Raw genomic sequence first — 25,989 nt, 5'->3', positions numbered from 1 at the left:
GACTAATCAATGCACGATGGGAGAAGGTGCGGTGCAAGCGGTGTCAGGCGTCCAAAGCCAAACAGCGCGAGAACCCAGCTCCAGCATCGGTTTGATACCAGATAGCGATGGTGTCATCTGCTTCGCAGACTTGGGCTCTCCAACAACCCATACCCGGTGCTTGGTGGTGCACAAAGCATGGTTTGCATCCTGTTTTTCAAGGAGTAAATGGCTTGCGCTATTTGGAGAGAAATCTGCAGCATCCAGCAGTTCTTTCCTCCAGTTGTCGGACTTTGATGCTTTGCCCGCTTGCCAGTCATCGACGACCCAAGGGGTCTGGCCTGTGTGCATGTAGAAAGGAACGCCATAGTACAACTGTCCGAGCATCATGATCCGATCGTCAGGCTGCACCGGCAGCGCGCCAAGGCGATCCCAACGAGCTTTCTGAGGAACACCTTTGGTGCCGAAGCCGATAGCTAGCGCTGCGCAAAGAGCCGCCGAAACTCCAATGGTGATTGCGAGCTTAGACCTCACCCGCAGTACATTCTCTCCATCGCTATCGAGAGTCGTTTGCCAGATTCGGGCAATCAGGTAGGACAGAGGCGGAAGTACCGGCAGCACATAACCCACGATCTTGCTGCTGGGAATGGAAAAGAAGGCCACCACGGCCACTAGCCAGACCACCATATACCGATCAAGGCTCATTTGACCAAGTCGTGAGTCAGACATGGGCATGAACTTTTGCTGGACCCGCCACTGCCTGAACAGCATATAGATTCCAGTCATAGTCCATGGAAGACATGCAAGTGTGATCACCGCCAGATAGAACCACCATGGCTGCGGATTGTTGAAGCCCGTTTCGGTATAGCGCTGGAAGTGCTGTGTGATGAAAAAATAATGGAAAAACTGCGGATGCTGCTTTTGCGCAAACCATGCCCATGGGCCCGCAATCGCAATGATGGCGAGCCATGCCGGCGGGTACAGGGGCAGTGCCAATTGCTTCCAGCGACGCTCCCAGAGCATCCAGATACACCACACCAAGCCTGGCAAGACCAGGCCAATGAGGCCTTTCGCTAGAAACCCGAGACCGCCAAACACACCCGCCGCCGTGATCCAGGTATGCCAGGATTTACCACGTTCCGACTCTATCGTGGCAATGAATGCACATGCGGCGCAGGCACACACGCAGCCGGCCAGCAGCATGTCCATGTTGGCATACTGAGCGGCCAGATAGGTGAAGGGCATCGTAAGGAAGATGATCACCGTGGACATAGCGGTGGACGCGCTCGTGTAGCGTCTGCCCAGAACCAGCAGGCTCATCGATGCCAGCCATGCTCCCAGCATCGAAGGCAGGCGCGCCACCCAGGCATGCACACCGAACAACTCATAGCTACAGGCTGCAAGCCAGTAGTACAGAGGTGGCTTGTGAAAGAAGGGGAGTCCGTTGAGATGAGGCGTCACCCAATTGCCGGTGCGCAGCATATCCAAGGCAATGACGGCGTAGCGCCCCTCATCCGGATCACTCAATGGGCGAATCCACGCAAAGGCGAAGATCCACAACGCCATCGCCAAGCCCCAAAGGATTGCGTCGTCGAGCCTGCTGCGTGAAGCCTTCACGCTCAGAGGGATAGCGGTTTGCATGGACTAGACCAGACCGCCGAGTGACACAACGGAAGCTGCAGCGCACTCGCCTCGGACTCCGACCTCAAACCCTTGCACCTTCACAAGCAACATCACCGACTCCTTTGGCTAAACAGGCCGTGATGTGCTTGGAAAGAAGCAGCTCACCCGCTGTTATTGCTGACAGGAATCTAGGCTTTGCAACTTATCAATTTCTTAAGGTTTACAAACCGGAGATCCTTGCGTGACAAATCGACTTGATAGCCGTTTTGAAGTCCCCCTTGAACACCCGAGCCATCCGCAAGCAGAGTTAGAGCGGGGTTGTCACCTGCCTGGGGGAAGTCCAATCAAGGGCTTCTGACCATGTCTAGAACGCTTTTGTCTGCAGCGTAATCTTGCTTGCTGCTGTGATGGTTCAAGCACACATTGAGTGCTAAAAGCCAGCCTCTCGCCAAAAAACACTTGTCGCAGTTTTCACGAACTGCGCTGCGGCGGCTTCCCAACGGCCGCGAATGGCGACTTTGCCACGCCAGCGGTGCTGAAAATCGGTGTCTGCTTCCAGCGGAGTCACCACATCCAGCACCACCCTGTAGACCGGACGCTCCGGGTACAGGGTCGATTGCATGCTTCGGACCTGAATCATGCCGCCCGCTGCCGAAGACAGCGCAGCCTCCGAGAGAGTACGACTCGCATCCTGATCGACGCTGCGCACCCTCAGATCCAGCACCGGCCCCACTCCAGCGTCCGCGATGAAAATTGCGCTGTCGCCGGCGCTGATGCGCTGGACATCTTCTTCCTGCACATAGGCAAGAACCTCCAAGCGATCACGGCCCACGACTCTGCCCAGCAGTTCGTTGCGGGCGAGCCAGTCTCCTGACCGCAGGTCCGGATCCACATCTCGCAGCACTCCGGCGCCCGAGGCATTGAGCCGGTAGCGACTGGCTTCGGTTTCCACCGCCTGCTGTTGAGTAGTCGCCTGCAGCTGACGCTCCTGCAGAACCTGCCAATCTCGACGCAGCTCCGCGTCGAAACCTGCCGCAGCTATTTGCTGTGAGTACTGGATTCTCTGGGCATCGTTCTGAGCCTGGGCAGCCTTGAGCGCCGGGGAATCCAGCACAAAGACAGGCGCATCCAGCGCGATCGTATCTGCGTTGCCAAGTATTTGCTGTTGCAGCTGCGATGCGTCAAGCGCATGCAAAGGCCAAATATCACTGGATTGCAACATGCCCTCCGTGCGAACAGGGGCAGGCATAGGAAGCCAGCACAGCGCAACAAGGACAACGGCACCGACAGCGCTCCAACGAGCTCTTCGGCTACGCACGATTTGAGGCCAGCGTGAAGACCACGCTGAAATCTCTGACCACACAGGCTTGGCAATGAACCACACAATTTCCACCAGAAACAGCAAAATACCCAACGCCTTGATGAAGAAGTGATAAACCAAGGCCGCAATACCCAAGAAAAGAACCAGTCGATAAATCCAGGTAGCCCAGGCAAACAGAATCAGCCCGCGGCGTTTGGCATTGGAGAAAAACTCTGGCGGAGGCTCTCCGAGCTTGAACAATCTCTCCCTCATATCCCAGCGCGCCAGGGCAAAGGCACGTGAGTGCAAATTGGGCATTTGCAGAAAATCGGACAGCAGAAAATACCCATCAAAGCGCATGAACGGGCTTGCATTGATGGCCAGGGTGCTGACCCATGTCGTGGTGGCCAGCAAGAAGGCCATGGATTTGGGTGCTCCCTCCGGCAACCAGACCCAAGCCAGCAAGGCCCATGCGGCAATGATCAGCTCCGTTGCGATTCCAGCCCCCGCCACCTTGAGGCGCTGGTCACGCCGAGTCAGTTTCCAGACCTCATTGGTATCTGTGTATGCCACCGGCCACAGCACCAGAAAGGCGACGCCCATGGTGGGAACGCGGCATCCAAATCGCTTGGCGGTCAAGCCGTGCCCCAGTTCATGCAATACCTTGACGAGCCCCAAAGTCAAGCCATAGGCCACCAGACCTTGCCAGGTCAGCGAATCAACCAAGGTCGCAGTAAACACACCCCACGCGCGGGAAACGCCCCAAAGTCCAGCGCACAGAGCCAGCAAGGTAATCCAGCCGAAAGTTCGACTGAAAAGAAAGTCCAGCCGCGGCGCCCATCGTGTCAGCCAGCGATCGGGCTTGATCAGAGGTACCCGAAAAAAGAGGTAGTTATGCAAAAGCCATTGCATCCAGCTTGAACGCCTTGACTGCCACCGCTCGGCCAGCGTGCCGGCACTATTGGGAAGTGGCTCCAGTAGATCATTGCGCTGCGCAAACTGGAAAAGCGCGTTCACGTCCTCCTGATGCAGCGTCAATGTCGTTTGAACACTCACATCCTGCACGATCGCGTCAGCGGCACCGAGATGCCAGCGCTTGAACACCTCAAAGCTGGCCCAGTCCAACTGGAAAAACAGATTGCGCACAGGATCATGCAGGGTCCAGCTGGGCTGGCCATCGGGCAGCACAGGACCGGCAAGCAAATCCAGCTCTTCACGCAATGCAGGCCAAGCGGTACTCATGTCGTCTTACCAGGCAAGGAACTGCCGCAGGACGGCCCAGGGTTTGCGCAGAACCCAATAGACCAGGGGCACCCAATCGCCTTGCAGTTTGGCGGTACCTTTGAGGCCAATACGGGCTTCCTCCCTATTGGACGGCATGGTGGCTCGCACCCGGTAGGCATAGCTACCATCCGGCCTGGCACTGGCGTCATATGCCATGTACCGAAGCTTTCCCTCCAGACCCGCCATAGGGTTGGCAGCCAGATACAGCTTCACTGTCGAAGCTTGTGTCAATGGAATGGCATCGCCGATGGGAACCCAGGCTTCGATTTCCACCTCATCAGGCCGGGCAATGCGCATCACGCGCTCGCCCGTCTGCACAGGCTTGCCCAACCATTCCGTGGGAGAGTCAAACAGGACCATTCCATCTTCAGGCGCCAGCACCCGGCTGCGCTCGCGCTGATCGCTCAGGTATTGCACCTCGGCGCGCTTCTCGCCTATACGCCCAACAAGCGCGGCCAGCTGTGCCTTGGAGCGAGCATCGCCCAAGGCCAGCTGGGCGGATTGCCGGTACTCGGCTTCAGCGGTCAGCATGGCTTGCTGGGCCACCTCCAATCGGCTGCTGATCTGCGCCTCATCCAGCCCGAACAGACGCTCACCTTTACGGACTACTTGATTGGGCTGTACATGAATCTGATCGATGACGCCATCCAAAGGCGCTCTCAACACCACAGGCTGGGCCGCCACCAGTTCACCTGGAGCAAGAACGCTCATATGCACAGGCACAGCACCAAGCGCAACAAGCCCGCCAATGATCCAGACAGGCTTTTTTTGCCACCAGCTCCTGACAGCAGCTGTCGAGACCGCAGGCTTTCGCCAGAATCCGGGCTGGCCCGCCTGCAATGCCCGGTAGGCATGAAGCCAGATATGGCTCCATTCGGCGAGCAGCGGAAAACGCTGCTCCTCAAACACCTGCGCGCCGCAAAGCAACAGCCCACCACAACAAGCCTGTGTCTGGGCATCCTGCACAAGAGGCACCCATATCGCATGGGCGCCAAGCCATTCGTTCCAGGAACCTGCCAGCTCCGGAGGAAGCAGGGCCTGGTCAATGCGTCGAGGCTGAACGGATTGCTGCCCATGCAGAAACTGGCATATGCCGTGCAGCCACTGGGCGTAGGGCGTATTTCTATCCGCCTCAACCACGCCGGAGAGAGCCGTGACCCCACCGTTCTCCAGCCACAAGCACGCTTGGCGGTATGGTGCCAACAGTCGGCTGTCGTTGACCAGCAGAAAACGAAGTTCAGCGCTGCTGCTCGCGGCCCGGGCGCGGTGCCCCAGGTCCAGCAGCAGCATGGCCGGATTCACGCCATGGGGCAAAACGGCCGCATTCATCGCACAACCACCTCACGGGCAGCACCCATCAATCCTTTAGCCATGGACATACATGGACATCCTTTTCCCCGCCTGCTGATTCGCTGCATTTGCCATCTTCTCACTGAGCCCAGCCCGCCCTGCGGGGGCGCTGGACGTGGCCCTTGCATCGCCGATGACCACTTTGACAGTCCGCACTGACTCGTGGCCTTTTCCATCGCTGACCTTGATCTGCAGGACAAGCGTTGTGCTGAAATCCTTGGGCGCATTGATGGTCAGCTGGCCGCTTTGACGATCCAGGCGAACCCATCCGGGCAACTCCTGCCGGTCGACGAAGCTGAACCGCAGTGACGCGATATCCCACGGGCTATCCGACGCAAGGAGTACAGGCTTCAGGTCCAGAATGCTGGCTCCCGTCGAAACGGAGAACTGCTCCGGCACCGGATCGAATCCGGAGCGGATGACTTCCGTGGGCGCGAAAAGAGACACTCCCATCCAGTCATTGACACCTGCAATTGACTGCGGAACGCCATATCCGGACCAATGTTCAGAGCCATGCATCCCACCGCGTTGAGACGACATGTTGAGCGGCGCCGAGGTGGACTGCAGAAAATCTGCATTCGGCTCTGACACCTCTGAAGCTTGAAATGGTGCGAGGCCAAGCCCTGCAGGCAGATCATTCATGGCCGGCTGGCTCGGAGGCTGCACTGCCGGAGGAACCAGGGGCTCAACAATCCCGTTGAGTGACGTCACTGGGGATGCATTGCCCGCCGCGTCCTTTTGCAGAACCCAGAGACTGAATGCCCCGAGACCCGGTAGCTGGACGGAATTGCCGCGACCCTCAAGCCAGGAGGCACCATTGTCCAGGGAGTACTGCCAGCTTCCTCCCGCTTCCAGACCCGAGATGATGACCAAGCCTGTTGGAGAAACTTGTCGCCCATCCACCAGCGTGGCTTGATCGAGAGTAATTTCCGGCGCAACCGGATCCTGGGTATCGATGGCATAGACATTGGATGCCGTAGTGCCCGTTCCGCTATTGCCCGCCGCATCCACATAGCCGGTGTTGTTCAGCGTGATGACATTGGAGGTACCGGTGATCCCAGCCGTTGGCGTCAGCGTCGCCGTCCAGATGATACCGCCATCGCTGGACATCAGATGGCTCAGGGAACCATGCTCGACGCTGAAGTCGGCAATATCCAGACCGCTGACGGCTTCGCTAAAGGTGATCGTGACCGTGCTGGTCTCGCCCACCGCCAGCGCTGTATCTGCCACGACAATGGTGGCCGTCGGGCGCTGGGTGTCGATGGCATAGTGGTTCGAGTTGGTAGTTCCGCTGCCTGTATTACCCGCCGCATCCACATAGCCGGTGTTGTCCAGCCTGATGACATTGCTAGCATTGGTGATACCGGCCGTTGGCGTCAGGGTCGCCGTCCAGGTGATACCGCCATCGCTGCTGCTGAGATTGCTCAGAGTGCCATGTTCGACGCTGAAATCAGCAGTGGTCAGTCCGCTAACCGCCTCGCTGAAGGTGACAGTGACCGTGCTGGTCTCGCCTACCGCCAGCGCGTTGTCGGTCACCACAATGGCGGCCGTCGGGCGCTGGGTGTCGATGGCGTAGTTATTCGAGTCCGTTGAACCGGCGCCTGTGTTGCCTGCTGCATCCACATAGCCGGTGTTGTCCAGCGTGATCACATTGCTGGTATCGGTGATGCCGGCCGTTGGCGTCAGCGTCGCCGTCCAGGTGATGCCGCCATCGCTGGACATCAGATGGCTCAGCGCTCCATGTTCGACGCTGAAGTCGGAAATATCCAGACCGGTCACGGCTTCGCTAAAGGTGATCGTCACCAGCGAAGTCTCACCCACGCTCAAAGCGTTGTCGGCTACGACAATGGTGGCCGTCGGGAGCACCGTGTCGATGATCACGCCAGACGTTGCGCCCAAGCCGTTCAGAGTCAAAGCCAGGTCATTACCGGCGGCATCACGGACCGAGCCTCCATTGAGGTCGAGACTGCCGCTGACGCTGATGCCGTTTGCATCGTTGTCACCAGCCTGCACTGTGTACTGGAAGACCAAGGTCGAACTGTTGCTGCCAGAAACCAGAGTTGCGTAACGGGTGACGCCACCGACATCCAGCACCAAGCGTGGCGAACCGATGACCCGCAGGCTCTCGCTCGCATTGACGCTAAAACTCAATGTATCGCCAGCCTTGTAGCTGCCATCCGCCGGCGACACCACGCTGCTGACCACCGGCGCCACGGCATCGACCAGCACGCCATCGGTAGGCGGCAAGCCGTTGAGGCCGAGCTGTGCATCGTTGCCGACGCTGTCGCGCAGGGTCGCGCCGTTGAGCTGGAGGTTGTTGCCGACGGTGATGCCGTTGGTATCGAGCTGGCCAGTAGCGACGGTCAGGCGGAACACCAGGGCGCTGGTGCCGGCACCGGAAACATAGTCGGCCCAGGCCGTCTGGCCATTGTCCAGCAGCACCTCCAGGCGCGGCGAGCCGCCACTGGTGTTCAGCTGCACGTTCTCGCTCAGGTGCACGGTGAAGTCGAGGTTCTGTCCGGCGACATAGGTGCCGTTAGCTGGCACCTCGACGCCGGTCACTGTCGGCACGTCGCGGTCGATGGCGTAGTTCACGCCCACGCGCCCGCCCGGGACCAGGTTGCCGGCGGTATCGGCGATATCGGTGCCAGGACGCAGGTCCAGGCGCACGGTACCGGTGCCGGTCAGGCCGCTGACCTTGACCGTGAAGGTCTTGCCATCCACGGCGGTGACGCTTTCGATGGCGCCGGCCACGGTACCACCGAAGATCAGGTTGAAGTCGCTGGCATCGACGTTGCGCACGTTCTCGCTGAAGGTCACGGTGTAGCTGACCGAACCGCTGTTGGTCGGCGTGGTGTCGACGCGGGTGATGTTGGTGGCGTACGGCGTGGTGGTGTCGATCAGCACGTTGCCAGTGTTGCCCACGGCGCCAAGGTTGAGGTTCAGGGCGTTGCCGGCCGGGTCGTTGACATGGCCGCCGTTGAGATCCAGGGTGCTGTTGACGCTGATGCCGCTGGCGGCGGTGTCGCCGGACTGCACCGTGTACTGGAACACCAGTGCGCCGCCGGCCGCGCCGGACACGTAGTTGGCGTAACGGGTCACGCCGCCCACGGTGAGCACCAGCCGCGGCGTGCCGCCCAGGGTGTCGACCACTACGCCTTCGCTGGTGTTGACGGTGAAGTTGAGTACGTCGCCGGCCTTGTAGCTGCCGTTGGCCGGCAGGTCGACGCTGCTCACCTGCGGTACCACGGCGTCGACCTTGACGCCGCTGGTGTCGCCGACGTTGTTCAGGTTGAGGTTGGCGTCGTTGCCGACCGCATCGCGCAGGGTCGCGCCATTGAGCTGGATCGCGCTGTCAACCGTGATGCCATCGGTATCGAGCTGGCCGTTGGCGACGGTCAGGCGGAACACCAGGGCCGTGGTGCCGGTGCCGGACACGTAGTTGGCCCAGGCGGTCTGGCCGTTGTCCAGGGTGACCTGGATGCGCGGGGTGCCGCCGCTGGTATCGACGAGCGTCGCTTCGCCCAGGTTGACGGTGAAGTCGATGTCCTGCCCGGCGACGTAGGTACCGTTGGACGGCACGCTGACGCTGGTGACCGCTGGTGCCACGCGGTCGACGGCGTAGGTTTCGCCGGTCAGGCCTGCGCTCACCAGGTTGTCGGCAGCATCGCGGATACCAGTGCCGCTGCCGTTCAGCGACAGGGTGACATTGCCGGCGCCGGCGAGGTTGTCGATCACCACGGTGTAGGTATGCCCGTCGACCTGGGTGACACTGGCCAGGCTGCCGGAACTGGTGCCGCCGAAGGTGGCGGTGAAGTCACTGATATCGACGCCGCTGACATCCTCGCTGAAGGTCACGGTGTAGCTGACCGAGCCGCTGTTGGACGGCGAGCCGCCGACGCGGACGATGCTGGTGACGGTCGGAACGGTGGTGTCGACCAGCACCTCGGTGGTGCTGCCGACGCTGTTCAGGGTCAGGTTCAGGTCGTTGCCGGCGGCGTCCTTGACGCTGCCACCGTTCAGATCGAGGCTGCTGGCGACGCTGATGCCGTCGGCATCGTTGTCACCGGCCTGGACGGTGTACTGGAAGACCAGGGTGGTACCAACGCTGCTGCCCGGGACGAAGGTGGCGTAACGGGTGATCCCGCCGACATCCACGGCCAGCCGTGGCGAACCGCTGGTGAACACGGCTTCGCTGGCATTGACGGTGAAGCTCAGCACGTCGCCGGCCTTGTAGCCGCCGTTGGCCGGCACGATCACGTCGGCCACCGCTGGCACCACGCCATCCACCAGGATGCCGCTGGTGGACGGTGCGATGAAGCCGGTGGTGCTGTCGTTGCCGGCCGCGTCGCGGATGCTGCCCCCATTCAGCTGGACGTTGCCGGCGACCCGGATGCCGTCGGTGTCCAGCTGGCCGCTGGTGACGCTCAGGCGGAACACCAGGGCGCTGCCGCCGGAGCCGGACAGGTAATCGGCATACACGGTGCCGCCGGTGTCCAGGGTCACCGCCAGGCGTGGCGTGCCGCCGGTGCTGTCGACGGTCACGGCCTCGCTGAAGTTGACGGTGAAGTCGAGGTTCTGCCCGAGGTGATAGTTGCCGTCGCTCGGCAGTTGCACACTGCTGATGGTCGGCACGATGCCGTCGACGACGATGGCCTGCTGGCCGGCCAGGGAGCTGGCGCCGCCCACGGTCGGCAGGGTCAGGATCGCCGAGAAGCCCTGGGCGCTCTGCAAGACCGCGCCGTTCAGCGACAACGCCGAAGTGCTGGCGTAGTCGAGGTCGGCGCTGAGGTCACCGGCCTGCACTGTGTAGCGGAAGGTCAGCTGATTGGTGCCGGTGCCGCTGATGTACTGCGCCTGGCGGTCGATCGCGCCGGTTTCCAGGAGCAAGGTCGGGCTGCCGGAAGTCTGGTCGACGATGACGGCGTTGTCGAAGTTGACCACGATGTCGATCTGGTCGCCGACCTTGTGCTGGCCGTCGCTGCCCGGGGCTGCGACTACGCCGGTGACTTTCGGGTTGGCCGGGGAAACCGTGATCAGCAAGGTGTCGACATCAGTCTTGGCCCCGCCCGCGCCGACATAGCCCTGGTCGTCGCTGAGGATGGTCAGCGAGGCGGTGCCGGTGTAGCCGGCGGTCGGGCTGAAGGTCAGGCCGTTGAGCGCCGCGTTGATCGCGCTGATCGAGCCGGCGAAGGTCATTTCCGAATCGGCGGTGCCATCACCGGTGGTGAAGGTAAGGCCGCTGATCTGGCCCAGGGTCAGCAGGCCGTTGGTGGCGCTGAGGGTGACCTTCATCTGGTTGCCGGCGATATCCACATCGCTGACGCTGATCAGGTTGCCGTTGGCCGTGTTGAAGGTCAGCGAACCGTCCTGGAACATGGTCTGCTGCGACGGAATGCTGTTAATCGGCGCATCGTTGACCGCGGCGATCATCAGGGAAACGTCGAAGCGTTCGCTCAGCGGGCCGCCGGTTCCGCTGTTGCCGTTGTCATTGATCGAGACCGACATGACCTTGGCCCCGTTGGCGTTCAGCGCGCCGAGGTAGGTCAGGTGACCATTGCTGATCAGGGTGTTGATGTCGGCGATAGAACCTTCCAGGGTAATGACGTTGGTGCCGCTGTTGCTGATGGTCACCCCGCTGCTGGCGGTTGCGGTGAAGGTGCCGTCGCCGCTGGCCACGCTGAAGATCACGGTGACGCTGCCGGTGCCGGCGTCGACATCGAAGAAGGTAATGCCGGCCAGGGACTTGGGCACGTCCTCGGTGACGTTGATCGACACCGGGGTGCTGATGGTCGGCGCGTCGTTCACCGCGGTGATGTCGATGGTCAGGTTTCGCGTGTCGGTGCTGACGCTCGCGGTGTCCAGGCTGATGCCGAGGGTCACGCTGGTGATGGAGTCGGGCTCGGGGATGTACTTCAGGTTACCAGCGGCGATATAGGCGTTCAGCGAGGCCAGGGTACCGCTCAGGGTCAACGTCGAGCCGGTGCCACCCATGGTGATGCCAGACACGCCGGTGGTACCGGTGATGGTGCCGGAGGCCACGGTGAAGGTCACGGTGCCGCTGCTGGAGTCGACGTCGCTGAAGACGATGCCGGTGATCGGCGTCGGAGTGTCCTCGGTCACGGTGACGTTGCCCGGTGCGTTGATCACCGGCGAGTCGTTGACCGCGGTGATGGTGACGCTGCGCGACACGACGTTGGAGTTCAGGCTGCCGTCATTGGCCTGGAAGGTCACGGTGCGGTTGGCGACGATCGGGGCTTCCGAGGTATTGGTGTAGGTCACGGCACGCAGCGCCGCCTGGAACTGCGCCTGGGTCGCGACACCACTGCTGGAGGTCAGGGTCAGGGTGCCCAGCCCGGTGTTCCAGACGCCGGTGATATCGCCGTACACCGCCATGTCGGTGTTGCTGAAGCCAAGCACGTCCTCCCCGGAGGCATAGTTGGACGTCACCTGCACCCTGACGTAGGCGATGGCCGGGCCATCCGGATCGCTGATGATGATGCCGCTGTCGACCACCACCGGAGTGGAGGTGACGTTGTTGCCTTCGGTCCAGCCCACGCTGCCGCCACTGCCGGTGATGATCGGCGCGTCGTTGACCGCGGTGACCACAACGCTGGCGGTGTCGGTGGTGCTGGAGAAGGCCGTGGCGCCGCCGTTGCTGGTGACATTGATCTTGGTGCCCTGGTAGCCCTGGGACGAGGTCTGGTCCCAGGCACGGAAGGTCAGGGTGGCGGTCTCGCCATGGAGGCCATCGGGCACAAAGCGCACGCGGTCGGCCGGACGCAGGAGCAGCGCGGCGGTATCGGAAACGCTACCGATATCGTTCCAGGTCGTGCCGTTGTTGGTGCTGAACTGCCACTTGCCGTAGGTGGCGGTGAGGCCGTTGATGACGATGCCTTTGAGTGCACCGGTGTCAACATCGGTCACGCCGCCGAGCAGCGTGTTGACCGCATCGCCGTTGTTGTTGGTGGAGCTGTCGGTCAGGCCGGTCATGTTCGGGTTGACCGGGGTGATCACCGGTGCATCGTTGACCGAGGTGACGATCAGGGTGGCATTGGCGGTGCCGCTGGAGTACGCGGTGGTGCCACCGTTGGCGGTGGTATCGCCGGTATTGGGCACGCCATTGGTCGACTGGAAGCCGCTGGTGCGGTCCCAGGCGCGGAAGGTGATGGAGACGTTCTCGCCGTTGGCGTTGTCCGGGATGTAGCGGACCTGGGTGCTGGAGCCCAGCAACAGCGCGCTGCTGGTGGAGACGGTGCCGAAGGCGGTCCAGGTGGTGCCGTCGGTGGAGTACTGCCAGGTACCGCGTCCCGTGGTGGCGGTGACGGCGATGCCGGAGGCAGCGGCGGAATCCGGGTCCGAATAGGTGACACCAGCCAGGATGGTGGACACGGTGACGTTGCCGCTGGTGGTGTTCTCGTTGGTCGAGGGGATCACGTACGGACCGCCGGTGAGCACCGGTGCGTCGTTGACCGCGACCAGGGTGACGACACTGGCGACGTTCGGCGAAACGGTGTTCTGCCCGCCATAGTTGGTGCCGCCACTGTCGCGCACGTTGGTCAGCTTCACGGTGCGCGAGGTGCCGATCGGCGCATTGCTTTCGTTGCGATAGGTGACGTTGTTGATGATGGTCTGCGCGGTCGCGGTAGACAGCCCGGCGTGGGTCACGGTCACGTTCGCGGTGCCGGTGTTGAGCGAAACCGTGACGCTCATGCCATTGTTCGCGGTGGTCGTGTTGAAGCCGGCGGTCAGGGTCACGTCGGTGCCATCGATCGTCAGCTTCTCCACTCCGGTGTTGGCCACGTTGGTGACTTGGATGGTCATCAGGATGATGGTCTGCCCGGCTTCCACGGCGCTGACGCTGGCCCCGCTGAACACCGCCACGGCCGAGCCGTCCTCGGTGAAGGTCGGGTTGGTGGCGGTGACGCTGACCACCGGCGCGTCGTTGACCGCCAGGATATTGACCGTGATCGCCGCCGCGCTGCTGGTGGTGCCGGTGTCATCGGTCACCGTGACAGAGACGGTGCGCGCGCCGGTGTTCGGCGTGGTGGTGTTGCTATTGCTGTATTGCAGGCTCTGCACCAGCGCGGTGACCGCAGCGGCATCGGCAGAGGCGTTGAGGGTGATCACCAGGGCGTTGCCGCCGGTACCGCCGGTAACCGAACCGATGGTGACACCACCGTACAGCACGTTACTGCCGGAGACGGAGATCTGCCCGGCAGCCGTGCCGAGGCTCAGGACCGACAGCACGTCTTCGCCGGTCACGGCGCCGCCGGTGACCGAGACGCGGACACTACCGCCGTTGAAGTTGGCCGAGTCGGCATCGGTGACCACGGCGTTGCTGCCCTGGTCGATGAGCACGCCGCTGCTCTTCTCGGTGTAGTTGACCGCATCGCTGTTGAGGTTGGCGATGACCGGAGCCGCCGTCGAAGCGACGGTGAAGTTCAGCGCGGTGTTGTTCTGGATGCCCTTGTAGACCTGACCATTGGCGTTGGCGAAGGTCTTGTTGTCAATGCGCACGGCATAGGACTCGCCAGCGAGCATGTCGGCCGGCGGGTCGATGGTCCAGGTGTTGCCGATGCCGGTGACGCGGCTGCTGGTCACGTCGATGGTCTGGATGATCGTGTTGTCGCTGGTGCGCACGATGTAGATGTTGCCCGTGCCCTTGGTCACCGACTGGTCGAAGGTCAGGGTGATGTTGGCGCTCGGGGTGACGGTCAGGCTGTTGTCGGCCGGGGTCGAGCTGACCAGCTTGGGCAGGCTGCCGCTCTGCAGGAACACCGTGGTGTTGGACGAGGCATAGGTGGCGACGAGATCGAGGTCGCCATCGCCATCGATGTCCGCCGCACGGTAGCGCTGGCCGGTGAAGTCGGGCATCGTCAAGCCGGCAAACGGCGAAGCGGACAGGGCAAGATCGACGAAGGTGCCGTTGTCGTTGCGCACGTAGCGGATGTCCGTGCCGTCGCCGCCCATCTGGTAGAGGATGTCGGCGTCACCGTCGCCATCGAAGTCCGCGACGATCGCCCGCGACACGGTCGGCGTCGGCAGGTTCGCCGTGCTGGTCATGTCGACGAAGGTACCGTGGTTGTTGCGGTAGTACTTCATCTGCTGCGCGCCCGCGATCACGAGCAGGTCGGTGTAGCCGTCCCCGTCGACATCCGCGGCCTTGTACACGTACGAGTCGAAGTTGGGCAGCACGATGTTCTTCAGCGCCCAGTTGCTGTCGGTGTCGACGACCGTGGTGAAGGTACCGTTGCCGTTGTTCAGCAGCATGCCCCAGGCAGCATTGGTGGCGCTGCCCTGGTAGAGGACGTCGGGGGAGCCGTCGCCGTTGTAGTCGCCCACCAGCAGCTTGACGCCGCCGAAGGTGCCGCTCACGTTCGTGGCGTTGAAGCCGGTGCCGGTGTTGAGGTAGAGCTTCATCGAGGTGTCGGTGATCGACGCCACCAGCAGGTCGACGCGGCCATCGCCGTTGAAGTCCGCCGCCTGGAAGTTGGTACCGCCGGTGGACGCCGCACCCAGGGTCAGGCCGGCGAACATCGAGCTCGCCTGGCTCTGGATGGTGTAGCTGCCATCGGCGTTGCTCGAGGCGAAGCTCCAGGCACCACCGGTACCGCTGGCCTGGAACAGCACGTCGGCGCGGCCGTCACCGTTGAAGTCGGCGAGCACGTACTTCATCAGGTTGTTGCCGGTGCCCAGCACCACGCCGGAGAACACGGTACTGGTGGAATAGCTCGAGGCCATCAGGGCATCGTAGCCCGTCACGTTCAGGGCGTTGGTTTCGATGGTGCCGCTGCTGCGCTCCAGGGTCCAGTTGCCGCCCAGGGCCACGGAGCCGGTGTCGTCCACTGAGGCCGCGACGTCGGCGCCGGTGATCGACGCCAATTGATCGATGAAGGCCTGGCCCTTGTCGCCCTGGCCGACGTCGCAGCCGTAGATCATCAGGTCGCCATCGGCCTTGAGCGCGGCACCGATGCTTTCCAGGGCAGCGCGATGTTCGGCCAGGTTGGTACTGGCCAGCCAGACGTTGCCCAGTTGCACCGTGCCGTCTGCACCGTGGGACAGCAGGTGAATGGCATCGAGGTTCTCACGACCCTTGAGGTAGTCGGCCATCTGCTGCAGGCCGTCCTTGCTCGGGTCGAGGACCACCACCTCGGCATTGGCGGAGAGTCCTGCGAGCAATTCACCGACATTGCTGACCTGCCCATCGATGAACACCACTTCCTGGCGTTGTGTCGAACCTGCCGGACCCTCGGTCGCCCTTTGCGCTTCCGCCGTCAGCGCATGGCGCAGTGCGCTGGTCGTGTCTGCCGTGTGCTCTACGGCCCCGGCGTCCGTGGCGGCATGAGCCACATCCACCGCAGCAGCGCCGTCAAACATAAAGCGCTGCTCCAATGCCAGCGGGCGTACGGCAGTGGCCGGTCGCAGCGACTGAGGGACATCGGTCTTCACTGCCTGCGCCGTCATGGCCTGTGTCAGACGGTTCCAGAATGGGCGAGATTTGCGGGTCATCAAAGTGTCCTTCCTGTATGAAGGTGGCATGGCGCTTGCCTGCCTTGCAGGTTCAGACCGCCGGCTTGCCCTCTTCTCGGGAGCTGTCGGTCTCTTGCTATCGGACTATAAAAATATGAGCATATTGCGCCTTTGATATCTAGACTTCAGTATGAAAGTGACCTGAAACCTTTTGACGGCATGCGCAACATGCTCTTGTATTTGAATGCCTAGGGCTTACCGGTCGAAGGCGGTGCCAGCAGCACCTGCCCACTCATGCCGGCGATCAGCTCGTTGAATTTTCCGTGGATGGCCGCATTGACCTTCACGGACTGGCTCACCGGGTCCACCCGCGCGGCCAGGCGCTGCACCTTGGCAGGGTAGGTCTTACCGGTTTCGTCAATGCGCACCTGGAATTCCGAGCCCGAATGCAGCCAGCTCAGCCAGCGCGAGGGCACCAGAAACTCCAACTCCAGCGCGGAGTCGTCCAGAATGTCCAGCAGCGCCTGACCCGGTTGCGCATATTGCTGCTCGCGGATCTTTTGCTCGGCCACACGACCGGCATAGGGCGCAGTGATCTGGCATTTGCTCAGCAGGCTGCGGTTGGCGGCCACTTCGGCCCTGGCCTTGTTCCATTCAGCCTGGGAGATATCCAGTTCCACCTTGCCAACAGAGTTCAGCTCCGCCAGGCGCTGGTTGGCCTTCCAGGTCTTCTCGGTGGCATCCACACCCGCCTGGGCCTTGTTCAGTTGGGCTTGCGGCAGGCTGCAGTCAAACTGCACCAGCAGCTGGCCCTGGCGAAAGGCCCCGCCCTCCACCACGGGCAGGCGCTGCACCTTGGCGCCGATTTCGGCCGCCAAGGTGGTATAGCGGCGCGGCGCCAGCTGGGCGCGGATCTCGCGCTGATCCAGCACGCTGGGCAGGGAGGTCTGAGTCCTGGGAAGACTCTGGGCTGCCGGGGCGGTCTGGGCCTGAGCGCCCAGAGGCAGGCCCATAGACAATCCCAGCACCAGACCCAACATCAAAGGAGACACGCAAAACTTCATTGGAACTGACCTGCGTCCCAGCTTTGCAGCGATTTACCCACGGCCTGCGTGAGTTCAGGCAAGGGCATGCTGTCGGAGCCCTCGATCACGGGCTCCATGCCCAGGGTGGCTTGCAGGCGGGAGCTGGCGGCCTGCATATTGGATTGGGCCTGGTAGCGGCGCAGCACGGAAAGAATAGTGGTGGTCTGCTGGGAGACGCGCTCAAGCGCATTGAGCTTGTCGGCCTGCACCTGATTATTCACATGCTCGGACAGGCGCTGATCCACGGAGGCAATGGTCTGTGCTCTTTCATACTGGCGCACGGCGTTCGCAAATTGAAGACGCGCCACGTGCAGCTGAGTCAATACCGCCATCTGGGTAGCCAGACGACGCTGATCGGCCAGCTGGACACCTGCGTCGGCCAGCTGACGCTGTGCAGGCAGGGACAACAGCCCCAGCAGATTGAAGGAGATCTGCAGGCCGGCATCCTGCCAGCGGTCGTTGATCAGATAGCTGTCGGTGCTCTTGTTGACACCGTAGTTGAAGGAGAGCCCAGGGAACATGCGCAGCATGACGCGCTTGGTCTCTTCGTTGGCGATACGGGCGTTGTAAAGGCTCTCGCGCAGATCCGGGTTCAGCAGCAGGGCCCGGTCTTCCAGCTTGTCCACCGGCTGCTCCAGCCAGCGCTGGGCATTCGAGGCGGCAGGTTCGATCACGCGCAGAGGCTGGTTCAGCTCGGCAGGCGACACGCCCATCAGCGAAGCCAGTTCGATGCGGGAGGAGGACAACTCCTGCTGAATGGCCTCCAGCAGGCGGATGTTCTCCAGCAACTGGCGCTGATAGCGCAGCGGCTCCATGGGGGAGCGCAGTTTTTCTGCTTCGACCTTGCGCGAGTCTTCCAGGGCCTTGTCTGCATCCTGGCCTGCGGTCTGCAGCGAGGACTCCAGGGCCTGGGCCGCAGCCACACGCCAGTAGGCGATGCGCACATCCTGGATCAGCGTGTGTATGGCCTTGCGGCGACGCTCGGCAGCGATCTGGGCACGATCGGCGTGCTGGCGAGCCGCGTAATAGCTTTGACCGAAGTCCAGCAGGCTCCAGGAGAAGCTCAGCGAAGTCAGTGTCGATTCACGATCCGACGAGATATAGGGGTGCGCCAGGGAAGGAGCGCCCGTGACGGAGTCCGTGCTGCGGCTGATCAGGTCTTTATCACGGTAGCGGTAGCCGGCCGAGGCCACCAGCTTGGGCAGCATGTCGAACTTGGCAACATTGGCCGTGCCCTGGGCCACGGCCTCTTCCATGCCGCGCAGGCGCTGGGCCGCGTTGTACTTGATGGCTCTCGCGATGGCCTCTTCAAGGCTCACCGGCCCGGTCACTGCAGCCACGTCCTTGCCAAGACTCTGCCGATCGGCCCGAACCTGTGACTGGATTTCTTCCGTGGAAAGCGCCTGGCCGGTCAGATTGGCGCAGCCAGTGAGCCAGATGGCCGAGCCTAGCAAGGCAGTGAGCCGGGCACGGCCACGAAAATTTGTCTCAGGCCGGTGGTGAGCAAGAGCGTTCATATCTGCAAGGGGATAGTGGCAAAGACGGTTTGACAGCAAGACTTAGCGAACCAAATTCATGTTCAAAACTTCAATAAGTATGCAAAAGTCTTAATTGTCAAAAAATGTGTACGCGATATTACCCAGCAAAGATGACAACAGCAATCACTGAAATCAGGTATTTCGTCCTACAGATGCACTCTTGCCAGGCCCTGCTTTCTTTGCACTAGAAAGGTGCGTTTCAAAAGTGTTGATTCGGGCTCTCCACCTCTGCGCAATGAGCGAGGACGGCCAGATTTCCCGAGACTGGGCATCAGCTGCATCGCCGATGACGCCCCCTGCCACCTTGCCTTGCGGCGGTCATGGTCAACCATCACCCCTGTGCCCAGAGGCTGCCAGCGCCGTTTCAGTTGCTCAATGCAATACATGCGCTGAACATCTCGGCGAGGGAGAAGCCAGGTGTCTTGCAGGAACTCTGGTTTAGCGGTCTCGGTCTCGGTCTCGCTATCGCATTGAACCGATGCAGCGACAGCCCCGAGAGCTTTGGCCTTTGCGCATGTTGAGCCGCAGTGAGCGTTCATGTGCTCTTTGTTCACTACAGCCCTGCTGCTTGAAGATGCCCAGGACCCGGCCGCGTGATCCATTCGGGAGCTGGCTTGGCGCGTTGCTCCAGGCACAGCTATTTTGGGAACGCGACATCCTGCTTGTCCGCCCCAATCCGGCACCAGGCTTGCATGAAGGCTCTTCGGAGAGCCTTCATGGACTCAGCACGAGGTCCGAAGCTTCGTGACCAGCCCGTTGATTCCCGAGCCCTCCATCGCCTGGGCCAGATCAGCGATCAGATCCTGCGGGTCTTCCAGGCCGATATGCAGCCGTACTACCGAACCACGCTGACTCCAGTCCGTTACGCTGCGTGCCTGTGTCATGTTTGCGGCGATCACCAGGCTTTCATAGCCACCCCATGAAGCCCCCAGCCCAAACAGTTGCAGATTGTCGATGAAACGATCCACGGCTTCGTCGGGAATGCAGGGTTGAAGCTCGAAGGAGATCAGGCCATTCGTGCCTGAGCAATCCCTCAGCCACAGCTCATGCCCCTGGTGACCAGGAAGTGCCGGGCAAAAAACGGTTTGCACTACCGGCAGCTGTTCCAGCCAGTGGGCCACCGTCAAAGCATGTTCTTCATGCATGCGCAGCCTCGCTGACAAGGTGCGCAAGCCGCGTAGAACCAGCCATGCATCATCGGGGCTGACACTCATGCCAAAGGCGTCGCATCGACTGGCCAATGGCTCCCAGGCGGCCTGCGTGGTGGCAACCGTACCCATCATGACGTCCGAATGTCCTGACAGGTATTTGGTTGCGGCCATGATGGAGATATCTGCTCCCAGTGCCAGAGGGCGATATTGCACACCGGATCCCCAGGTGTTGTCGACCGCCACCAGTGCTCCGTGCGTATGTGCCATGGCAGCAAGCGCAGGCAGGTCGCACATTTCGTACACCAGCGAGCCTGGGCACTCGGCATACAGCATTCGAGTGTTTGGCCGCATTTTGGCGGCTGCATCGCTGCCATCGGCAGCAAAAAAGCTGTATTCGATGCCGTAGGGCTGCAGGAACTGCTCGGTCAGGTGCCGCACAGGCTGGTAGGCGCTGTCCGTAATGAGAACATGATCGCCAGGCTTGAGGTAGCTGAGCAAGGCCATGCCTGCTGCGGCGAGGCCCGTAGGCAGAAGGCGCGCGCGATAGGCCCCCTCAAGTTCACTGACCGCATCTTCCAGGGCAAAGCTGGTGGGCGTGCCGCGCGCACCATAGCTGAAGATGCGCTCCTGCGCGCGCCGCGCTCGCATTTCGCGTTGCTGATGGGTGTTCTCAAACACCACCGTGCTGGCCCGCACGATGGGCGGATTGATGGCCGAGCCACCCACATAGGCAGGTGACCTGCCCATGTGGGCAAGCCGCGTGCCCAGGCCTTCACTCGAAGCTTGCCGGTCTTTGGTCGTCATGGTGATGCCCTGAACTCCTCATCAATCCAGCTTGGCGCCGGACAGCTTGACCACATAGCTCCAGCGCTTGATGTCACTATTGAGCTGAGCTGCAAAAGCCTCGGGAGTGCTCGCAACCACTTCACTGCCGCCATCGGTGACCAATTTGCTGACCTCCGGTTTGTGCAGCGTCTTGACAATTGCTTCGTTCAGATAGGCCACGCGCTCGGGCGGAGTTCCTGCGGGTGCAAAAAAGCCGTACCAGTCCTCAAAGGTGGTGTTCTTATAGCCCAACTCCTCCAGCGTCGGCACCTTGCCGAATACACCTACCCGACGCGGGCTGGTCACTGCCAGGGCACGTATCTGTCCCCCCTGAATCATGCCCGCCACCGAGGAGGTCGAGGTGATCAGCACATCGACCTGCTGGCCCAGCAAGTCATTGATGGCCGGACCGGCGCCTTTATAGGGCACATGCGTCATGGACACATTGCTTTCCTTGCCCAGAACCACGCCGACCAGATGCGACAAGGTCCCGTTGCCTGGCGTGGCATAGGTGATCTTGCCTGGTTCGGCCTTGGACTTCGCCGCCAGATCGGCAAAGCTTTTGAGAGGCGATCCAGCGGCAACCACGATCGCAAGAGGCGCCGCATTGACCTGAGTGACAGGGATAAAGTTCTTGAGCGGATCAAAGCCTGGCGCCCTGTACAGCGTGGGGTTCACTGCCATCAACGACACCTGCCCCGTCAGCAGCGTGTATCCGTCGGCCTTGGCTTCGGTCACGGCTTTAGCGCCTATGTTGCCGCCCGCTCCCCCCTTGTTCTCGACAACCGCCGGCTGTCCGGTGAGCTCTGGCAAACGAGTGGTGACCCAGCGTGTGGTTGCATCGTTGCCACCGCCGGGAGGAAACGGCGAGACAAAGCGGATCGGCTGGCTGGGAAAGCCATTGCGCTGTGCCAAGGCTTGCGCATGCACCTGCGCAACAAGCACGGTGCCCATGAGAACAACAGCCAGAGAACGAATAGCAAGCATGATTTTCTTTCGTAGGGTGTGAAGCGGTTGGCGCAATCAGACGGAGCGATCAGACGGCGCTGGAAAGCGGGGCGGCTGGAACGGGCAGATGAAACGCGGCAAGTTCCTGTGCATCGAGTTGCTGAACCAGTCCGGTTTCCCATGCCAGGTAACGACGCGCGGCATCCTTGTTTCCGTCATGGCGGTCATGTACGAAGAACAGGTAGTCAATGCAGTCGTGATCCGGGGGAATGTCTGCACTGGCTTCCAGCGGCAAACCGGCTTGCTGCCAGGCGGCCATTCCGCCTTGCAGCAGTGCTGCGGGCTTCGGCAGCTCCAGCGATGCCCATTGCGCCAGCGCCGGTTCATCCGCCAGCAGCACGATGGCGCGCGTTTCATCACGCAAGTTCCGGGCCAGGCGCGAACGAATCGACCAGAGCGCACCCGGGATATGTGCCGCGCGATACTTCATGCTTGGCCGCAGATCAACCAGCAGGACTTCGTCGCGCTCAAGGACGGGCCGCAGCTCGGCGACCGTCACCAGGGGCAGCTCCGGTGCGACAAAGCCGGTGGCGCTCTCCAGCCTCAGGCCACTATGCAGGCCATCGACCAGCACGCAGGCGTCTTGCCCCATCTGGCGCAGCCAGCTGGCGATCACTGCAGCGCGTATACCGTCGCTATCGAAAAGCACCAGCCGGGCACCGCGTACACCAATGAACTGGTCGCCTGCCTGGACCAGTTGCCCTCCGGGCGTGTGCTGCGCTCCTGGAAGACTTCCGACTGCAAACTCCTCCGGTGTACGTACATCGCAGAGAAACAGGCTTCTGTCACCTGCCGCAGCCCATTGCGCAACCGTCTGCGCGCTCACGAAAGGCACTTCAAAACGCTGCGCCAGCTCTTGTGCCTGGGATTGCAAAATGCCGCTGCCCGAATCATCGGCATAGCGGCTTTTGCCGCCATGCTCCAGTGGCAGGTCGTTCAGATACCAGCCTTGGGTGCCGTTTTCCAGGGCATAGACAGGGTTGGAGATCCCCAGATTGATCAAGGTCTGGGCACCCAGGATGGAGCGCGTACGCCCGGCACAGTTGATGATGACAGGCGTGCTGTCGTCAGGCACCAAGGAACGGATACGGTAGGCCAGTTCGCCGTTGGGGCAGCATACGGCACCGGGTATGTTCATCTTGTGAAACTCGGACACCGGCCGACCATCGAGAATGACGAGAGGTTCTCCCGAGGCCTGCTTGGCCGCCAGCTGCTGCGCCGTGATGCGCGGCGTTCCATAGGCGTGCTCCACCAGCTCACCGAATGTTTTGGAGGGGAGGTTCACGCCGGCGAACAGCACATAGCCCGCAGCCTGCCAGGCTTTCGTGCCGCCTTCCAGTACATGGACATCGGTATAGCCCAGATCCTGCAAGCGTTGCGCCGCCCGCAGTGCCACGCTTTCCGTATCGATCTCTCCGCTGTCATAAACCACCACGCGCACGGTCTTGCGCGGCACCAGGCGCGGCACATCGACCTCAAGGCGGCTAAAAGGCAAGGGTGTACCGTAGAACAAATGTGCTTCGCCGTACTGGCCATGCTCACGAACATCCAGTACGGCGATTTCCTGGCCGTCGTGAAGCCAGGACTTGAGGGTTGAGGCGTTGGCGAATTGAGTCATAACAGTTGAGTTCGCGAATTTCAGGCAAAGCTGCGCCCACGCGCTTCAAGGAGCGCGTTGCAAAGCAAAGAGGGATAAGGCCTAGCGGCTTAGCAGTGCGTCAGCGGCGCGTCTGAACACCGATGGACATGGTCTGGCAGGTGCCTGCCTGCAGGTCGTAGCTGGTTCGGGCATTCAGCGTCTCCAGCGCCCTGCCATACATATGCAGATGACGGATGACCTGCTCGCCCTGAATTTCCACGGAGTGAATGTCCTCGGGCATCAGGGCAATGCCGTGGCCGGGCTGCACGACCACCAGATCAACTTCCTCAAGCGTGCCCTTGCCCTGAACCGATCCGTCGTCGGTACGTTCGTAGACACGGTTGTGCTCCGTGCCTTCGACCGCTGCAATACAAGCCCAGGTCGTATGGTTGTGCGGCACGATGCGCTTGCCGGGACGCATCACGTTCAGGTACAGCGCGTAGCTCTGGTCTGCATCTTCGGCAATCAGGTAGCGGGCCTGATGTTCACCTTCTTCGGGAGCTGGAAAATCCTCACCTCCCCAGAGCTGCTTTTGCCCGGCCAATTCCATTAGCTGCGCAAGAACTTTCTCTAGACTTTGACGCGATGCAGAGCCATTGCCGATAGCGTTCTTCATTGTCAAAATTGCCGTCTGGACAGCACTATTACGTTGTTCTCTCATCGTGGACAAAGCAGACTCCTTGGTTGAATGACAACCAATGTAGCGGGCCACTCTAACGTAAACAATCCCACAAACTCAACCATATACTTAAGAGAAACTTATATATGGACACCCTGGATCTGGACCAGTTGCGCACACTGGCGACCATCGCCCGTCAGCAGAGCTTCGCCGCCGCTGCCGTGCAGCTGGGATGCACGCAATCGGCAATCACCCAGCAAATGCAGCGCCTGGAAGACAAGGTTGGACACCCGCTCTTTGAAAAGCAGGGACGGCAGAAACGTTTGACCGAACACGGCCAGCGTCTGCTCGGCTATGCCCAACGCATGTTGGCCATCCATGACGAAGCGATCAGCAGCCTCAGGCATCACCATCTGGAGGGTCTGGTGCGGATAGGCGCACCGCACGACGTTGCGGACACCATGCTTCCTCCGGTGTTGAAAGAGATTGCCCTGAAGTTTCCCGGGGTGCAGATCGACATCCACATGGAACGCAGTCCCTTCCTGATGGAATCTCTGAAGCAAGGGGAACTGGATCTGGTGATATCCAATCGCGACGACACCACCTTCGAGAGCTTCGCACTCCGCTCCAGCCCCACGGTCTGGTTGTGCGGTGCGAACTATGTGCACGATCCTGGCAAGCCGGTACCGCTGGTGCTGGCGAGCGGGCCCAGCATTTTTCGCCGCCTGGCCTGTGATGCGCTGGATGCCGCCGATATCGACTGGACACCGCGCCATACCTGTACCAGTCTGGTGGGCATACGCGCAGCCTTGCGCGCCGACCTGGGAGTCACCGCACGCGGAGTGGAACAACTGGACGCAGGCCTGCGCGTACTAGGCAGTGGCGACGGCATGCCACCGCTGCCGGATCTGGTCTACAAGCTCTATATACGCAGCCACGTAGTCAATCCCATCACACGCCAGGTATTCGAGAACCTCAAGGCACGCATGTGGCTGCCCGGCAGTTGAGCCCGGCACATGGGTCATGACTCGCTCACGAATCGACGGTATCTATACAGGCGCGACAGCGCAGATCCGCACTCGGTAACGCGTTCGCCGCAAGGACAGACTCGACCATTGTGATGACGCTTGAGCTAGCCACACGCCTTTTCCTGCGTCACCCACTGCGCACAATGCTCCTGAATGCTCTTGCACACCATGGACAGGGGACGACTCAGCGGCTTGTCCTTGCGCAACACCATCGCCAGCGTTCGTTGCAGTCTGGGCGTCAGAGGGCGCAAGACCAGGTCATCGCGAGCGCCTCGACCCTGCATGGCCATGCGCGGAATCACGGCATAACCCAGACCTATGGCTGCCATCTCCTTGAGCGCTTCGACGCTATCCAGCTCCATCTGAGGATGCGGAAGTTCACCGGCACGGCGCAGCCAGGCATCGACCACCCCGCGCGTGCTGGCTGATTTCTGCAGGGCGAGCTGAGGCAGGGACCTCAACTCCCGCGCAGCAACCGCCTCACTCGACATCAGCATCTCCGGGCGAGCTACGGCTACCAGCTCGTCATGCAGCACAGGTGTGGCCAGCAAGGCCCGGCGATTGACCGGCAGGGTGACCAGGGCAAGATCCAGGCTGTTGTCCTCCACACGCTTTACACACTCCTCGGTATTGCCCGTAACCACCACGATATCGATGCCTGGATGGCTGGCCCGTATCTGGCGCAGCACGGCGGGAAGCAGATAGAGACACACCGTCAGGCCGGTGCCTATACGCACCTGCCCGCTCACCTCTCGCGCATGCGCACTCAGCGCATGTGCCAGTCCTTCCAGCGCCACGGTCACGGCAGGCAATTGCTCAAGCAAGGTCTGCCCCGCCGCCGTCGGAACCGCACACCGCCCCACACGTTCGATGAGACGTGTACCGAGTTGACGCTCAAGTTGCCGCACTTGCAGGCTGACTGCGGGCTGGGACAGCTGCAACAACTCTGCCGCCTGCGAAAAGCTGCGCTCCTGAACGACCAGGCAAAAGCTTCTGAGCAGCGTCAAAGCAGGGGCATTAGCCAAAGTTTCACTAATACCTTGCATAAGCATCAAAAGATTCCTTGTTGGTAAATCTCGGGCGAAGA

Annotated in this window: 12 protein-coding genes; 1 reads left to right on the top strand and 11 read right to left on the bottom strand. The window is 61.4% G+C overall.

The window, feature by feature from the left end; genetic code table 11:
- Window positions 1–6: 6 nt before the first annotated feature.
- The 10 genes from F3J24_RS21840 to F3J24_RS21795 form a co-directional block, all read right to left on the bottom strand.
- Complete coding sequence (locus tag F3J24_RS21840) at window positions 7–1,620, bottom strand: glycosyltransferase family 39 protein (RefSeq protein WP_167010636.1); 1,614 nt, start codon at window positions 1,618–1,620, stop codon at window positions 7–9.
- 412 nt (window positions 1,621–2,032) lie between these two features.
- On the bottom strand, window positions 2,033–4,144 hold the full coding sequence (locus F3J24_RS21835) for a site-2 protease family protein (RefSeq protein WP_205244907.1): 2,112 nt from the start codon (window positions 4,142–4,144) through the stop codon (window positions 2,033–2,035).
- 6 nt (window positions 4,145–4,150) lie between these two features.
- Window positions 4,151–5,515: an efflux RND transporter periplasmic adaptor subunit gene (locus F3J24_RS21830; RefSeq protein WP_167010634.1), complete on the bottom strand. Its 1,365-nt coding sequence runs from the start codon at window positions 5,513–5,515 to the stop codon at window positions 4,151–4,153.
- Between the two features lie 36 nt (window positions 5,516–5,551).
- On the bottom strand, window positions 5,552–16,048 hold the full coding sequence (locus F3J24_RS25085; protein ID WP_167010632.1) for an Ig-like domain-containing protein: 10,497 nt from the start codon (window positions 16,046–16,048) through the stop codon (window positions 5,552–5,554).
- A gap of 209 nt (window positions 16,049–16,257) precedes the next feature.
- The gene (locus tag F3J24_RS21820; RefSeq protein WP_205244906.1) at window positions 16,258–17,073 is read right to left on the bottom strand and encodes an efflux RND transporter periplasmic adaptor subunit; all 816 of its coding nucleotides are present in this window, start codon (window positions 17,071–17,073) and stop codon (window positions 16,258–16,260) included.
- Entirely contained in the window at window positions 17,070–18,611 is a 1,542-nt protein-coding gene (locus F3J24_RS21815; protein WP_240154432.1) for a TolC family protein, read from the bottom strand. Before F3J24_RS21815 ends, F3J24_RS21820 begins: the two co-directional genes overlap by 4 nt.
- A 743-nt stretch (window positions 18,612–19,354) precedes the next feature.
- Window positions 19,355–20,587, bottom strand: a complete 1,233-nt coding sequence (gene metC, locus F3J24_RS21810; RefSeq protein WP_167010629.1) for a cystathionine beta-lyase — start codon at window positions 20,585–20,587, stop codon at window positions 19,355–19,357.
- Window positions 20,588–20,608: 21 nt separating this feature from the next.
- A complete protein-coding gene (locus tag F3J24_RS21805; protein ID WP_370527763.1) occupies window positions 20,609–21,595 on the bottom strand; it encodes a Bug family tripartite tricarboxylate transporter substrate binding protein in 987 nt (328 codons plus the stop codon).
- 49 nt (window positions 21,596–21,644) lie between these two features.
- Entirely contained in the window at window positions 21,645–23,234 is a 1,590-nt protein-coding gene (locus tag F3J24_RS21800) for a rhodanese-like domain-containing protein (RefSeq protein ID WP_167010627.1), read from the bottom strand.
- 100 nt (window positions 23,235–23,334) lie between these two features.
- Window positions 23,335–23,925, bottom strand: coding sequence for a cysteine dioxygenase family protein (locus tag F3J24_RS21795; protein WP_167010625.1), 591 nt, complete (start codon window positions 23,923–23,925; stop codon window positions 23,335–23,337).
- Between the two features lie 95 nt (window positions 23,926–24,020).
- On the opposite strand from F3J24_RS21795, the gene F3J24_RS21790 reads away from it, so the two are divergent.
- Window positions 24,021–24,881: a LysR substrate-binding domain-containing protein gene (locus F3J24_RS21790; RefSeq protein ID WP_167010624.1), complete on the top strand. Its 861-nt coding sequence runs from the start codon at window positions 24,021–24,023 to the stop codon at window positions 24,879–24,881.
- 125 nt (window positions 24,882–25,006) lie between these two features.
- Here the strand turns inward: F3J24_RS21790 and F3J24_RS21785 are convergent, their stop codons facing one another.
- Complete coding sequence (locus tag F3J24_RS21785) at window positions 25,007–25,954, bottom strand: LysR family transcriptional regulator (RefSeq protein WP_205244905.1); 948 nt, start codon at window positions 25,952–25,954, stop codon at window positions 25,007–25,009.
- Window positions 25,955–25,989: the final 35 nt, after the last annotated feature.

Origin of the sequence: Comamonas sp. Tr-654 (assembly GCF_011752915.1) — a bacterium.
Taxonomy (GTDB): domain Bacteria; phylum Pseudomonadota; class Gammaproteobacteria; order Burkholderiales; family Burkholderiaceae_C; genus Comamonas.
This window is presented reverse-complemented; position numbering and strand designations above follow the sequence as displayed.

Bases quoted from the DNA above. Each gene is read 5' to 3' on its own strand.
- F3J24_RS21820 (WP_205244906.1), bottom strand. From the start codon at position 17,073: ATGAAGTTTTGCGTGTCTCCTTTGATGTTGGGTCTGGTGCTGGGATTG.
- F3J24_RS21790 (WP_167010624.1), top strand. From the start codon at position 24,021: ATGGACACCCTGGATCTGGACCAGTTGCGCACACTGGCGACCATCGCC.
- F3J24_RS21805 (WP_370527763.1), bottom strand. From the start codon at position 21,595: ATGCTTGCTATTCGTTCTCTGGCTGTTGTTCTCATGGGCACCGTGCTT.
- F3J24_RS25085 (WP_167010632.1), bottom strand. From the start codon at position 16,048: ATGACCCGCAAATCTCGCCCATTCTGGAACCGTCTGACACAGGCCATG.
- F3J24_RS21835 (WP_205244907.1), bottom strand. From the start codon at position 4,144: ATGAGTACCGCTTGGCCTGCATTGCGTGAAGAGCTGGATTTGCTTGCC.
- F3J24_RS21840 (WP_167010636.1), bottom strand. From the start codon at position 1,620: ATGCAAACCGCTATCCCTCTGAGCGTGAAGGCTTCACGCAGCAGGCTC.
- F3J24_RS21785 (WP_205244905.1), bottom strand. From the start codon at position 25,954: ATGCTTATGCAAGGTATTAGTGAAACTTTGGCTAATGCCCCTGCTTTG.
- F3J24_RS21800 (WP_167010627.1), bottom strand. From the start codon at position 23,234: ATGACTCAATTCGCCAACGCCTCAACCCTCAAGTCCTGGCTTCACGAC.
- metC (WP_167010629.1), bottom strand. From the start codon at position 20,587: ATGACGACCAAAGACCGGCAAGCTTCGAGTGAAGGCCTGGGCACGCGG.
- F3J24_RS21830 (WP_167010634.1), bottom strand. From the start codon at position 5,515: ATGAATGCGGCCGTTTTGCCCCATGGCGTGAATCCGGCCATGCTGCTG.
- F3J24_RS21815 (WP_240154432.1), bottom strand. From the start codon at position 18,611: ATGAACGCTCTTGCTCACCACCGGCCTGAGACAAATTTTCGTGGCCGT.